This window comes from Curvibacter fontanus (genome assembly GCF_054780335.1).
Genome location: NZ_BAAGWN010000047.1, coordinates 1 through 12,591 on the forward strand (window position 1 = coordinate 1; position 12,591 = coordinate 12,591).

Annotated in this window: 11 protein-coding genes; 3 read left to right on the forward strand and 8 right to left on the reverse strand. The window is 65.3% G+C overall.

What is annotated here, in order from left to right; all coding sequences use genetic code 11:
• The first annotated feature begins 372 nt into the window (after positions 1-372).
• Positions 373-1,053 carry a penicillin-insensitive murein endopeptidase gene (locus tag ACYVH8_RS16890; protein ID WP_460489981.1) on the forward strand — a complete coding sequence of 227 codons (681 nt, stop codon included), beginning with the start codon at positions 373-375 and terminating at the stop codon, positions 1,051-1,053.
• Positions 1,054-1,454: 401 nt separating this feature from the next.
• Here ACYVH8_RS16890 and ACYVH8_RS16895 read toward each other — a convergent pair whose 3' ends face one another.
• The 7 genes from ACYVH8_RS16895 to ACYVH8_RS16925 all read right to left on the reverse strand — a co-directional run bounded on the left by ACYVH8_RS16895 (position 1,455) and on the right by ACYVH8_RS16925 (position 7,973).
• Positions 1,455-2,300 carry a formate dehydrogenase accessory sulfurtransferase FdhD gene (locus ACYVH8_RS16895; RefSeq protein WP_460489982.1) on the reverse strand — a complete coding sequence of 282 codons (846 nt, stop codon included), beginning with the start codon at positions 2,298-2,300 and terminating at the stop codon, positions 1,455-1,457.
• Positions 2,301-2,370: 70 nt separating this feature from the next.
• Complete coding sequence (locus tag ACYVH8_RS16900) at positions 2,371-2,712, reverse strand: hypothetical protein (protein WP_460489983.1); 342 nt, start codon at positions 2,710-2,712, stop codon at positions 2,371-2,373.
• Positions 2,713-2,733: 21 nt separating this feature from the next.
• Positions 2,734-3,906 (reverse strand): formate dehydrogenase subunit gamma, encoded by a 1,173-nt coding sequence (locus ACYVH8_RS16905; RefSeq protein WP_460489984.1) that lies wholly within the window; start codon positions 3,904-3,906, stop codon positions 2,734-2,736.
• 18 nt (positions 3,907-3,924) lie between these two features.
• The gene (locus ACYVH8_RS16910) at positions 3,925-4,146 is read right to left on the reverse strand and encodes a hypothetical protein (protein ID WP_460489985.1); all 222 of its coding nucleotides are present in this window, start codon (positions 4,144-4,146) and stop codon (positions 3,925-3,927) included.
• On the reverse strand, positions 4,143-4,769 hold the full coding sequence (gene fdh3B / locus ACYVH8_RS16915) for a formate dehydrogenase FDH3 subunit beta (RefSeq protein ID WP_460489986.1): 627 nt from the start codon (positions 4,767-4,769) through the stop codon (positions 4,143-4,145). Before fdh3B ends, ACYVH8_RS16910 begins: the two co-directional genes overlap by 4 nt.
• 11 nt (positions 4,770-4,780) lie before the next feature.
• Complete coding sequence (locus ACYVH8_RS16920) at positions 4,781-7,741, reverse strand: formate dehydrogenase subunit alpha (protein WP_460489987.1); 2,961 nt, start codon at positions 7,739-7,741, stop codon at positions 4,781-4,783.
• A gap of 25 nt (positions 7,742-7,766) precedes the next feature.
• On the reverse strand, positions 7,767-7,973 hold the full coding sequence (locus tag ACYVH8_RS16925) for a formate dehydrogenase (RefSeq protein ID WP_460489988.1): 207 nt from the start codon (positions 7,971-7,973) through the stop codon (positions 7,767-7,769).
• A 430-nt stretch (positions 7,974-8,403) separates the two neighbouring features.
• On the opposite strand from ACYVH8_RS16925, the gene ACYVH8_RS16930 reads away from it, so the two are divergent.
• Both ACYVH8_RS16930 and ACYVH8_RS16935 read left to right on the forward strand, forming a co-directional pair.
• Positions 8,404-9,789, forward strand: a complete 1,386-nt coding sequence (locus ACYVH8_RS16930) for a sigma-54-dependent transcriptional regulator (RefSeq protein ID WP_460489989.1) — start codon at positions 8,404-8,406, stop codon at positions 9,787-9,789.
• Positions 9,786-11,894, forward strand: coding sequence for a sensor histidine kinase (locus tag ACYVH8_RS16935; RefSeq protein WP_460489990.1), 2,109 nt, complete (start codon positions 9,786-9,788; stop codon positions 11,892-11,894). The genes ACYVH8_RS16930 and ACYVH8_RS16935 overlap by 4 nt, the downstream gene beginning before the upstream one ends.
• A 52-nt stretch (positions 11,895-11,946) precedes the next feature.
• On the opposite strand, the gene ACYVH8_RS16940 is transcribed toward ACYVH8_RS16935, so the two are convergent.
• On the reverse strand, positions 11,947-12,585 hold the full coding sequence (locus ACYVH8_RS16940) for a TorD/DmsD family molecular chaperone (protein WP_460489991.1): 639 nt from the start codon (positions 12,583-12,585) through the stop codon (positions 11,947-11,949).
• Between the last annotated feature and the right edge of the window lie 6 nt (positions 12,586-12,591).

A 12,591-nucleotide genomic window follows, 5' to 3' on the forward strand; every position in this document is an offset into this window, starting at 1 on the left:
CAGGCTGACGTTGCCGCGCTGCACGGGCAAGCAGTGTTCGATGCGTTTGAATTGCTCGGGTGTGATCTCCATGCCTGCAGTTTCGCATTCGATGACTCTCGACACAATTAGTGTTAACACGCCCTAGTCCATTCGCGATACAACGACTGGATCAACATCGAAGGAAGACGGGGTCTTCTGCGAACGAACTCGCGGCTTAGCGCGAAAAAGGGGGAACGCGAGGAGCTGGAAGAAGAACTTCAACCGGAAGCGTTTGACAGCGATTTGCAGCGCCTCGGATCGGCTGCCATGGAACTGGAACGGTTTAGGCTGCAGGTAATCGATTGGTTGTATCCAGATGATGGGACCTAACGTCACCCACAAACTCTACGCATGCAACGGCTCCTGGCGTCTCTTCTTCTGCTCACTCAGTTCGCCATCGCTGGCGAGAGTCAGTGCTATGGTACGGTCAGCAATGGGCGCATCGAAGACAGCGTCAAGCTCCCCACGAGCGGCCCCAACTTCACTGCGTACAGCGGCCTCGCTGCTGCTGCCGGCAGAACACACGTGCACTCCAAGGTTGCCGCGGTCATCACTGCTGCGTATGGCGCACTTCATGCAGCGCATCCTTCAACGGTCTACGTGTACGGCGAGACCGGATGGCCCTCGGGCGGTCGCTTTCGGCCGCATCGCACCCACCAGAATGGCCTGTCGATCGACTTCTTTGTCCCCGTACGCAATACCGCTGCGGTTTCCGTCCCGCTGCCAACCAGCCCCCTCACCCGCTTCGGCTACGACATCGAGTTCGACAGTTCCGCCAAGTACGGCGACTACACCATCGACTTCATCGCAACCGCAGAACACCTGTACCACCTGCATCAAGCTGCCAAGGCTCAAGGTGTGGGCATCGCACTGGTCATCTTCGACACGCAGTACCTCCCCAAGCTGTTCGCCACGCCACGCGGTGCTTACTTGCAGCAGAACCTGCCTTTCATGAAAGGTAAGCCGTGGGTACGTCATGATGAGCACTACCACGTTGATTTCGCTATCCCCTGCAAGCCCAAAGCGGGTTGAACGCCTACTCATCCAATTTCCTGCAACCGATACAAGAAGGGCACGCGATAGCGTGCCCTTCTTGTATTTGCATTTGGTTTTCGGTATGCCCACCCTTGTGTCTGTGCCGAGGAGCGCAGACTTGGACGGGTCAAGGGCTGCGCATGTTTGAGCGTAGCGAGTTTGCGCAGACCCCGGCCAAGTTGAGCACCGCAGGTTGCCCCGGCATCGCCGGGGTCACAGACACCAGGGTCGCCTTTCTTTCGGTTACCTTGCTTTGGCGAGACAAAGAAAGGTAACTCGCCCGCCGGGGCGAGACCCGGCTTGCCACTCAAGAGAAAATCAAGCCAAAACACCAAGGCCTTCGACAAGCTCAGGCCGAACGGCAGGGCTTGCTCACTGAAGCTTCGAACAGAAAGAAGCTAAGCCGCCGCCCGCAACTTAGGCCCAGCCAACTCCGGCTGCAACACCAACCTCTGCGCCGCCGTGTAGCAATAGAAATGCCGGCCAGTAGCCCGCCCAATCGCACAAAGCCCCACGCGTTCAGCAACAGCATGCCCCATCTGCGTAATCCCGCTACGCGACACGACAATCGGCACCCCCATCTGCGCCGACTTGATCACCATCTCGCTGGTCAAGCGCCCGGTGGTGTAGAACACCTTGTCCCCGCCCTCCATCACAGCCGCATCCTGCAGCCACATCCAGCCGGCGATGGTGTCGATGGCGTTGTGGCGGCCCACGTCCTCGACGAAGAGCAGCATCTCCTCGCCCCGGAACAGCGCGCAGCCGTGCACCGAGCCGGCCGACTTGTAGGTGCTCTCCTGCAGGCGGATGGCGTTGACGATGCCGTAGAGCTGGGCCTGGGTGAGCGTGGCCTGGGGCAGCTGGATCTGGTCCACCTCATCCATCATGTCGCCGAACACGCTGCCCTGGCCGCAGCCCGTGGTGACCACGCGCTTGGCGGTGCGCTCTTCCACATTGGCAATGCCCGCGCGGGTCTTGACGGCAGCCGCGCCCACGTCCCAGTCCACGGTGATGGATTCGATCTCGTCCACCGAGCGCACCAAGCGCTGGTTGCGCAGGAAACCCAGCACCAGCAACTCGGGATAACCGCCCAGGGTCATCAGTGTGACCAGCTCACGCTTGTCCACGTAGACGGTCAGCGCCCGCTCCGCCGGGATGGACAGGGGCGTGGCCTCACCGTGCTCGTTGATGGCCGTGACTTCGCGCGTGAGCGGGGCCTGGGCCCGGGTGAGGTGAGGGGACATGGATGGCAGCGTACAACAAAACGGGCCGGGCTTTGCAGCCCGGCCCGTGAGACCTCAACGCTTGCGCGGATCAGGACTTCTTGGCTTTTTTCTTGTCGCCAGCCGGTGCGGCGGCGGCAGGCGCCGCTGCGGGTGCCGGACTGGCAGCCGTATAGACAAAGGGGCCCGGGTTCGTGCAGGGCGTCGTCGTCACGGGTTTGGCGTCCTTGCCGACCTTGCCCGACTTGCGGTAATGCGCGGCCACCCTGTCCTGCGATTTGCACAGCAGATAGCCGTCGACCTTGCCGGCGTGCGCGGTCTTGGCCGCAGCCTCGGCGGCCTTGGCCTTGGCATCGTCACTCGGTGCGGGCAGCTTGGCCAGGGCGGAAATGCTCAGGGCGCAGGCGGTGATGAACAGGGCGATGGATTTCATGTGAGCCTCTCTTCTTTCTTGTCAGGCTTTGACGGGGGCGCCGGGCGCAGCCGGCTGGGTGCGCTGGGCCGGGATCTTGCCGGCCTTGACGTCGTCGTACCAGAGCTCGTGGTGTTCCTTGGCCCAGGTTTCGTCGACATAACCGGTCTTCATGGCCTTGTAGGCGCCGTCCATGCCGATGGTGCCCAGGTAGATATGGCCGATGAACATGGCCATCATGAGCACGGTGGCCACGGCGTGGACCATGTGCGCGATCTGCATGCTGCCGCGCTCGTAGACGAAACCAGGCAGCAGCTTGTCCAGAAACAGGCCGGAGGCCACGACGATGATGCCGAGCAGGAACACGCCGCCCCAGAAAATGACTTTCTCACCCGCGTTGAAGCGGTGCGAAGGCACCTCCTGCCCGGAGAACAGGCCGCCGCCCTTGAGCAGCCAGGTGATGTCTTCCTTGCGCGGCAGGTTGTCGCGCAAGAAGGTGATGAAGACCACCACCAGAGAGACGGCAAACACCGGGCCGGCGAAGTTGTGCAGGTTCTTCAGCACATAGGTCAGCCAGCCGTAGAGGGTGCCGCCGATGACGGGGTGCAGGAAGAACTTGCCGAAGGCCATGACCAGGCCCGAGATGGCCAGGATGCAGAAGGCGATGGCATTGGCCCAGTGGGCCGAACGCTCGAAGGCGGTGAAACGTTCGATCTTGCGGCCGGTTTCCGAGCCGTGCAGCCGGATGCTGCCCTTGCGCCAGTAGAAGATGCCCACCGCGCCCAGCGCGATCAGGATCAGCGCGCCACCGTAGGGGATGATCCACTGGTTGCGCACCTGGCGCCAGGCTTCGCCGGCGTTGGTGAGCAGGGAGCCCGGGTATTGCACGAAGGGCTGGATCAGGTTGCCGGCTTCCGGCGCCTGATCTTTCGGCAGGCTGCTGTAGCCCGTCACCCCGGCGCCGACCTGGCGCCATACGGGCGCATTGTTGCCGGGCTGCACCCGGGCGCGCTCGGCATTGGTCTGCGTCGCGTAGCCCGGCTCCTCGCTGGCGTCGGGCTTGACGTCGAAGATGTTCTGACCCTTGATACCGCCAGCCTGGGCCGGCGCCGCCTTGGCAGGCGGTGTATCAAGCTTGAGTTTGTCCTGCTGGGCCAGGGCCGGTGCGGCCCAGCCCAGGGCCAGGCACAGGGCCAGGGCAAGAACTTTTTTCATGCGGAATCCCCGTTCTTCTTAGTTGACCCGGTTGTACTCGTTCTGGCCGTACTGGCCGCGCGCCTTCAGCTTGGACTCCCAGCTGGCCTTGTCACCGGACTTCCAGCCCGGGTCGGTGTAGGCCTTGCCGGTGCCGGTGTAGGCGCCCGCGTCATGCTTGGCGCCGCCGATGGTCTGCTGGGCTTCGCCGCAGGCGGCCAGCAGCAGCGTGGCGGAAATGATGGTCAGTGCTTTTTTCATGACTTGGCTCCTGCGGGTGCGGCGGGTTTGCCGGCCTGGCGCGAGCCGTAGGCGGTGCCCCAGCCCCAGACCTCGGCGCCCTTGCCGCGTTGCAGCACACGGGTGCGGAAGATGTCGGCCACCATGTCGCCGTCACCGGCGAGCAGGGCCTTGGTCGAGCACATCTCGGCGCAGGCCGGCAGCTTGCCCTCGGCCAGGCGGTTGCGCCCGTATTTCTCGAACTCGGCCTGGCTGCCATTGGTCTCGGGGCCGCCGGCGCAGAAGGTGCACTTGTCCATCTTGCCGCGCACGCCGAAGGTGCCCTGCGAGGGGAACTGCGGTGCGCCGAAGGGGCAGGCGTAGGAGCAGTAGCCGCAGCCGATGCAGATGTCCTTGTCGTGCAGCACCACACCCTCATCGGTGCGGTAAAAGCAGTTGACCGGACAGACGGCCATGCAGGGCGCGTCGCTGCAGTGCATGCAGGCCACCGAGATGGATTTCTCGCCGGGCACGCCATCGTTGAGGGTGACCACACGGCGGCGGTTCACGCCCCAGGGGACTTCGTGTTCGTTCTTGCAGGCGGTGACGCAGCCGTTGCACTCGATGCAGCGCTCGGCGTCACAGACAAATTTCATACGTGCCATGACGTGTCTCCTTATGCTTTCTCGATCTGGCAGATCGTGGTCTTGGTTTCCTGCATCATGGTCACGCTGTCATAACCATAAGTAGTCGCCGTGTTGACCGCTTCGCCGCGCACGATGGGTGCCGCGCCCTTGGGGTAATAGGCCAGCATGTCCGCACCCTGCCAGCGTCCGGAGAAGTGGAAGGGCATCCAGACCGTGTCGGGCGCGACGCGCTCCGTCACCAGGGCCTGCACGTTGAGCTTCGCGCCGGTCGGACTGTGCAGCCAGACGCGCTCGCCGTCGCGGACGCCGCGCTCGGCTGCCGTCTTCGGGTTGATCTCCACGAAGGCTTCCTGCTGCAGCTCGGCCAGCCAGGGGTTGGAGCGGGTTTCCTCGCCGCCGCCCTCGTACTCGACCAGACGGCCCGAGGACATGATGAGCGGGAACTTCTCGTGCAGCTTGTCGGCAATGTTCTTGGTCTGCAGCGTCTTGTACAACGTGGGCAGGCGCCAGAAAGCCTTTTTGTCGTCATGCGTCGGGTACTTGGCCATGAGCTCGGGCTTGGTGCCGTACAGCGGCTCGCGGTGCTGGGGCACGGGATCGGGGAAGTTCCAGACCACCGCGCGCGCCTTGGCGTTGCCGAAGGGGTGGCAGCCGTGGTTCTTCATGAACACGCGGATCATGCCGCCCGAAGGGTCGGTCTTCCAGTTCTTGCCCTCGGCCGCCTTGGCCTCGGCCTCGGTGAGTTCACCCCACCAGCCCAGTTTCTTGAGCAGCACGTGGTCGAGTTCCGGGTAGCCCGTGGTGATGTCGGCGCCCTTGGAATAGGAGCCGTCCTCGGCCAGCAGGCTCTTGCCCTCGCGCTCCACGCCGAAGTTGGCGCGGAAGTTGCCGCCGCCGTCCATGACGTGCTTGGAGGTGTCGTACAGATTGGGCGAGCCCGGGTGCTTGAGTTCGGGCGTGCCGTAGCAGGGCCAGGGCAGGCCGAAGTAGTCACCCGACATGTCGTAGCCGGTTTCCTTGTCCACCACCTTGCCCTTGCACTTGAGCGTCTTCACGTCGAAGGCGTCCATGTGGCGCATGTGGGCCTTGAGGCGCTCCGGGCTCTGGCCGGTGTAGCCGATGGTCCAGACGCACTTGTTGATCTCGCGCAGGATGTCCTCGGGCATGGGCTCGTCCATGCCCTTGACCTTCTGCATCTTGTAGTTCTTGGACAGCTCCTTGGCGAAGCCGAGCTTCTCGGCGAACTGGTGCATGATCATGTGGTCGCTGCGGCTCTCCCACAGCGGCTCGATGACCTTGTCGCGCCACTGGATGGAGCGGTTGGAGGCGGTGCAGGAACCGCTGGTCTCGAACTGGGTGGCTGCCGGCAGCAGGTAGACCGCACGGTTGGGGTTGAGGTCCTCGGGCTTGCCGGGCATGGCCGCCATGGCGGCGGTGGCCGACGGATAGGGATCCACCACCACCAGCAGGTCCAGCTTGTCCATGGCGCGCTTCATTTCCAGGCCACGGGTCTGCGAGTTGGGCGCATGGCCCCAGTAGAAGACGCCGCGCAGGTTGCTGTCCTGGTCGATCAGCTCGTTCTTCTCGAGCACGCCGTCGATCCAGCGCGACACGGTGATGCCGGGCTTGCTCATCATGGCGGGCGAGGCGAACTGCTTCTTGATCCACTCGAAGTCCACGCCCCAGGCGTTGGCGAAATGTTTCCAGGCGCCTTCGATGATGCCGTAGTAGCCCGGCAGCGAATCCGGGTTGGGGCCCACGTCGGTCGCGCCCTGCACGTTGTCGTGGCCGCGGAAGATGTTGGTGCCGCCGCCGGACTTGCCGACGTTGCCCAGGGCCAACTGCAGGATGCAGGAGGCGCGCACCATGGCGTTGCCGATGGTGTGCTGGGTCTGGCCCATGCACCAGACGATGGTGCCCGGACGGCTCTCGTGCAGCATCTTCGCGACCTTGGCCATCTGGGCCTCGGGCACACCGCAGGCCTCTTCCACGGCGGCCGGGGTCCACTTGGCCAGCACGTCCTTCCTGACCTCTTCCATGCCGTAGACACGGTCGTTGATGTACTTCTTGTCTTCCCAGCCGTTCTTGAAGATGTGGTGCAGCAGGCCGAAGAGGAAGGGGATGTCGGAGCCGGAGCGGATGCGCACGAACTCGTCGGCCTTGGCCGCCGTGCGCGTGAAGCGCGGGTCGACCACGATCATCTTGCAGCCCGTCTCCTTGGCGTGCAGCATGTGCAGCAGGCTGACCGGGTGGGCTTCGGCGGCGTTGGAGCCGATGTACAGGGCGACCTTGCTGTTCTGCATGTCGTTGTACGAATTGGTCATCGCGCCGTAGCCCCAGGTGTTGGCCACGCCGGCCACCGTGGTGGAGTGGCAGATGCGCGCCTGGTGGTCGCAGTTGTTGGTGCCCCAGAAGCTCACGAACTTGCGCATCAGGTAGGCCTGCTCGTTGCTGTGCTTGGAGGAGCCGACGAAGTAGACGCTGTCCGGTCCGCTGGCCTTGCGCAGCTCCATCATGCGGGCGGTGATCTCGTTCAGGGCCGTGTCCCAGCTGATGCGCTCGTACTTGCCGTTGACCAGCTTCATCGGGTAACGCAGGCGGTACTCGCCGTGGCCGTGCTCGCGGATCGAAGCACCCTTGGCGCAGTGCGCGCCCAGGTTGATCGGGGAATCGAACACCGGCTCCTGGCGTGTCCACACGCCGTTTTCCACCACGGCATCGATGGCGCAACCCACCGAGCAGTGCGTGCAGACGGTGCGCCTGACTTCGATCTTGCCGTCGCCGACGGCGACACTGCTGGCGGCGTTCGCCTTCTTCACCAGCGTGAGCTGCGAGGCGGCCAGGCCGACACCCAGGCCCAGGCCCGATCGGCGCAGGAAGGCGCGGCGGTCCATGGTGGGCAGGGCCTGCGACAGGCCGCGGCGCAGGCTGTGCACAAAGGGCGAGCGGGCCGTGGTCTCGGTCGCCGGGGATTTCTTGGTGAGCAACATGTCTCTCTCCAACGTTGTTCTTGGATTACAGGCGGGTGGTCTGGTAGTACTGCTTGACGTGATCCGTCAGCTGGTAGCCGCCGCCCTTGGCAGGAGCGGGCTTGAGTTCGGGGGCGGCCTGCGCGGCCGGCTTGGGGGCCGACATCAGGCCGGCCACCGCAGCCACGGCGCCCGCGGTGCCTGCACCTGCGAAGAGGGTGCGTCGTGACAATTTGCCTTGGGGTTGACTCATGCGGGATCTCCTGGATGGTTCCACATAGGAACAGAACTACATAACAAACCTGCGCTGAATTTAGCAACGTGTTCTGGTTTCAGCAAGCGAGTCTTCCCCCGGTCACCGCGACACGCCGCCCTCTTCGTCTCCGGGAGAAATCATTAATTCATCCAGCGCTGATATACAACCCGACACTTCAGGCATCGCCTCGGGCAGGCGTTGCCCCATGGATCATGGGCTTGCATCATTGCTGCTCCGCAATAGGTCGTGCGATCCAGACAGCTTGACGCCACACTTGCGACAAGTTGTCGGAAAAATCGCCCACTCAAACAAGAATGCGTCCCAATACGACAGGGCCGGGTCTGTTGTGCCGGCGTCATACCCAGTATTCCCGAGAAAATCACTCAAGCGCGATCGATAGAATCGGCCCAACATTGGACAGCACACCGTGACGCAGACGCCGCACACCCCCGACAGCACCAGGACGGCCGAGGGCTGGCCCTACTGGTCCATCCTGGTGGTCGACGACGAGCCCGGCATGCGCAACTTCCTGGTCAAGACCCTGGCGCCGCGTTGCCAGACCGTGATGGAAGCCGGCAGCGCCGAGGACGGCGCCGAACTGCTGCGCAGCCACCACGTCGACCTCATCATCCTGGACATCGCCCTGCCCGGACGCAACGGCGTGGCCTGGCTCAAGGAGTTGCGCGAGCACGGCTACACCGGCCAGGTGATCCTGATCACCGCCTTCGCCGACCTGGACACCGCCATCGAGGCGCTGCGCGCGGGCGCCTCGGACTTCATCCTCAAGCCCTTTCGCGTGCCGCAGATCCTCAACGCAGTGCGTCGCTGCTTCGAGAGCGCGCGCCTGTCGCGCGAGAACTTCGTGCTGCGCCACGCGCTCTCGCGCAGCCAGTTCGCCGACAACGGCCTGGTCGGCAGCTCGGCGCAGATGACCGAACTCTCCGCTTCGGTGCGGCGCGTGGCCCCGGTCAACAGCACGGTGCTGCTGCAGGGCGAGTCCGGCACCGGCAAGGAGCTGGTGGCGCGCGCCCTGCACGCCCTGAGCCCGCGCGCGCAGGGGCCTTTCGTGCCGGTGAACTGCGCTTCGGTCTCGCCCGAACACATGGAGAGCGAACTCTTCGGCCACGCCAAGGGTGCGTTTGCCGGCGCCACGCGCGCGCGCGACGGCCTCTTTTATTACGCCCAGGGCGGCACGCTGTTCCTAGACGAAGTGGCCGAGCTGCCGCTGGCGCTGCAGGCCACGCTGCTGCGCGCGCTGGAAGACCTCAAGATCCGCCCCGTGGGCAGCCAGCAGCTGCTGCCGGTCAATGTGCGCATCATCGCCGCCACCAACCGCTCACTGCAGCAGGAGGTGACGGAGGGGCGTTTCCGCAAGGACCTGTACTACCGCCTGCAGGTGGTGGAGATGACACTGCCGCCGCTGCGCGAGCACAAGCAGGACATTCCCGAACTGGTGCAGCATTTCATCGAGCGCCTGGCCCCGGTGCTGGGCGCCGCCCCGCTGGACATCACGCCCACCGAGATGGACTACCTGATGCAGTACGACTGGCCCGGCAATGTGCGTGAGCTGCGCAACCTGGTCGAACGCTCGCTGATCCTGGGCACGCTCAACGTCTCGGCCCTCTACGCCATGGACAAGCGGCGCAGCGCTGCCAGCACAGCCGCCCTGCCGACCGACCTGCACACGCTGGAGAAGCAGCACATCCTCACCGTGCTGGACTCGGTGCAGGGTGACAAGACCCAGGCCGCCCAGTTGCTGGGCATCTCGCGCCGCACGCTGGAACGACGCTGCGCCGAGTGGGCCCTGTCGTGAACCTGCCGCGCGTGTCCCCAGCGGCGCTCGCGCCGCGCTGGCTCACGCATTCCATCCGCAACAAGCTGCTGGCCATGGCGCTGCTGCCGCTGCTGGTGGTGCTGCCGCTGCTGGTCGGCGCGCTGGTCATCTGGGGCAATGCCGCCTACGACCGCCTGCTCATCACCAAGGTGCGCAGCGACCTGGCCGTGGCGCGCGGTTATTTCGAGCAGGTGCTGGCCGAGATCGGCTCCGGCACGCATGCCGTGGCCGGTTCCCTGAGCCTGCACCAGGCCTTGCAGCGGCGCGACCTGGCGTCGGTGCAGAACCTGCTCGCGCGCGAACGCCAGCGCCTGGGTTTCGATTTCTTCAACCTCTACCAGCTCGACGGCCGTCTGCTCACCGCCGGCTGGCTCTCGCCCGGGACGCCCACCACGGCCCTGCACGCGCCGGCCAGCGGCCCGGCCGCCATCCATGCACGCGTCAGCACCGACCAGGCCCACCTGGCGCGGCTCGACGCGGCCGAGCTGCTGGCCCTGGCCCCGCACCTGGCGCCGCGCATCCACATCCCGCTGATCGACACACGTGGTGCAGCCCCCACCCAACGCAGCGTGGAAGACCGCGCCCTCGTGATGCTGGCCACCACGCCGGTGCGCGGCGCCGACGGCAGCATCGTGGCCCTGCTGCGCGGCGGCGTGCTGCTCAACCAGAACCTGCCTTTCATCGACCACATCAACCGCATCGTCTACCCCGAGGGCTCCCTGCCCTTCGGCAGCCACGGCACGGCCACGCTCTTCATGGACGACGTGCGCATCACCACCAATGTGCGCCTGTTCCAGGACGAGCGTGCCATCGGCACCCGCGTCTCGCAGGCCGTGCGCGAGGCCGTGCTCACGCGCGGCGAGACCTGGCTGGACCGCGCCTTCGTGGTCAACGACTGGTACGTCTCGGCCTACGAGCCGCTGCTGGACGCCGCCGGCGAGCGCACCGGCATGCTCTACGTGGGTTATCTGGAACAGCCTTTCCGCTACGTCAAGTACGGCATGCTGGCGCTCATCGTCGGCATCTTCATGGTGGTGATGGTGCTGGCCGCACTGTTTTCGCTGCGCTGGGCACGCAGCATCTTCCGCCCCCTGGAGCAGATGAACCTGACCATGCAGCGCGTGGAAGACGGCAACACCGGCGCGCGTGTGGGGCCGGTGAGCGCGCGCGACGAGATCGGCGCCCTGGCCGGCCACCTGGACCAGCTGCTGAACGTGATCGACGACAAGACCCGCGCCCTGCAGCGCTGGGCCGAGGAGCTCGACGCCAAGGTGATCGCGCGCACGCAGGAACTGGCGCAGAGCAATGCCTCACTGCAGCAGGCGCAGCAGCAACTGGTCAAGTCGGAAAAACTCGCCGCCATCGGCCAGCTCACCGCCAGCGTGGCGCACGAGATCAACAACCCCATCGCCGTGATCCAGGGCAACCTGGACCTGATGCGCGAGACCCTGGGCGCGCAGGCCATGCCGGTGCAGGCCGAACTCACGCTGCTGGACCAGCAGGTCGAGCGCATGCGCCTGATCGTCACGCAGCTGCTGCAGTACGCACGCCCCACCGAATACGCGGGTTATGTGGAAGCGGTGGACATCAACCAGACGCTGGAGAACTCCCTGGTGCTGGTGGCCCACCTGCTGGCGCGCACGCGCATCGAGGTGGAGCGGGACCTGCAGACCACGGCGCGCGCCGGCGTGAACCGCCAGGAGCTGCAGCAGGTGGTGATCAACCTCATGATCAACGCCATCCAGGCCATGCCCGAGGGCGGTCGCCTGCGCCTGCGCACGCGCAACCGTGAGGACGGCAAGACCGGCGTGCTGCTGGAGATCAGCGACAGCGGGCCGGGCCTGAGTGAACGCGTCAAGGAACGCCTGTTCCGCCCCTTCTTCACCACCAAGAACGACGGCAACGGCCTGGGCCTGTGGATCAGCGTGGGCCTGGTGGAGCGCTACGGCGGCAGCATCGAGGGCCGCAACCGCCGCGACCTGGGCGAGGACGTGACGGGCGCGACATTCCGCGTCTGGCTGCTGACGGAGCCCATGGCGCCGCAGGATGGGCCGACAGGGCCGATGGAAGCACGCCGGGCCTGAGCAAGCCCCTCACCCCTGCCCTCTCCCCAAAGGGGCGAGGAAGCAGGCCTGTTCAAGCGAGCATGTCGAAGCCCTGCATCTCGACGCTGAGGAAAGCGCGCGTGAAACCGGCCAGCGCCGCGTAGAAGCGCGCCGAGGGGTTGCCCTCGATCGCATCGCACATGGGGTTGACCCAGGGTTGCAGATGCGCAGCGAAAAACTCGCGCTGTTTCGTCAGGTTGGCCACGGCCACGTCGTCACCGGCAATCAGGTAACGCATGACCTCGCAGAGGTAGGCGATGTGGTCCTCCGTCTCGGGCATGGTCTCGTCGCGCGCCAGGCCCAGCGCGGCCAGGTCATCGCGCAGCTTGGCCAGGGGTTTCTCGTTGAGAAAACCGCTGAGGTAGTGCGAGCCGAAGAGGTAGATCTCGGGTTTGCCGACGCCGCCGAAGAGCGTGTTGTATTCCGTCGTGACGGTCTGCAGGTCCAGATCACGCGCCGCGCTCACCAGACCGCGCCAGGGCTCCTCCAGGAAACCGCCTTCGGCCGGCGCCTCGGTGGCGGCCACGCGCAGCTGCTCCAGCAGTTCGGCGCCCGGGGGGGCGTAGTAGAGCGCGGCCAGCAGGCCATAGACCTCGGCGCGGGCGGTTTCCTCGTCGAGCGTGCCGCCCTGGGCCAGCAGGACGTCGTTGGATTCGGGTGGATGGCTCATGGGCGG

What these genes read in the sequence shown, in the direction of transcription:
- ACYVH8_RS16890 (WP_460489981.1), top strand. Translation starts at nt 373, where the DNA reads ATGCAACGGCTCCTGGCGTCTCTTCTTCTGCTCACTCAGTTCGCCATC.
- ACYVH8_RS16895 (WP_460489982.1), bottom strand. Translation starts at nt 2,300, where the DNA reads ATGTCCCCTCACCTCACCCGGGCCCAGGCCCCGCTCACGCGCGAAGTC.
- ACYVH8_RS16900 (WP_460489983.1), bottom strand. Translation starts at nt 2,712, where the DNA reads ATGAAATCCATCGCCCTGTTCATCACCGCCTGCGCCCTGAGCATTTCC.
- ACYVH8_RS16905 (WP_460489984.1), bottom strand. Translation starts at nt 3,906, where the DNA reads ATGAAAAAAGTTCTTGCCCTGGCCCTGTGCCTGGCCCTGGGCTGGGCC.
- ACYVH8_RS16910 (WP_460489985.1), bottom strand. Translation starts at nt 4,146, where the DNA reads ATGAAAAAAGCACTGACCATCATTTCCGCCACGCTGCTGCTGGCCGCC.
- fdh3B (WP_460489986.1), bottom strand. Translation starts at nt 4,769, where the DNA reads ATGGCACGTATGAAATTTGTCTGTGACGCCGAGCGCTGCATCGAGTGC.
- ACYVH8_RS16920 (WP_460489987.1), bottom strand. Translation starts at nt 7,741, where the DNA reads ATGTTGCTCACCAAGAAATCCCCGGCGACCGAGACCACGGCCCGCTCG.
- ACYVH8_RS16925 (WP_460489988.1), bottom strand. Translation starts at nt 7,973, where the DNA reads ATGAGTCAACCCCAAGGCAAATTGTCACGACGCACCCTCTTCGCAGGT.
- ACYVH8_RS16940 (WP_460489991.1), bottom strand. Translation starts at nt 12,585, where the DNA reads ATGAGCCATCCACCCGAATCCAACGACGTCCTGCTGGCCCAGGGCGGC.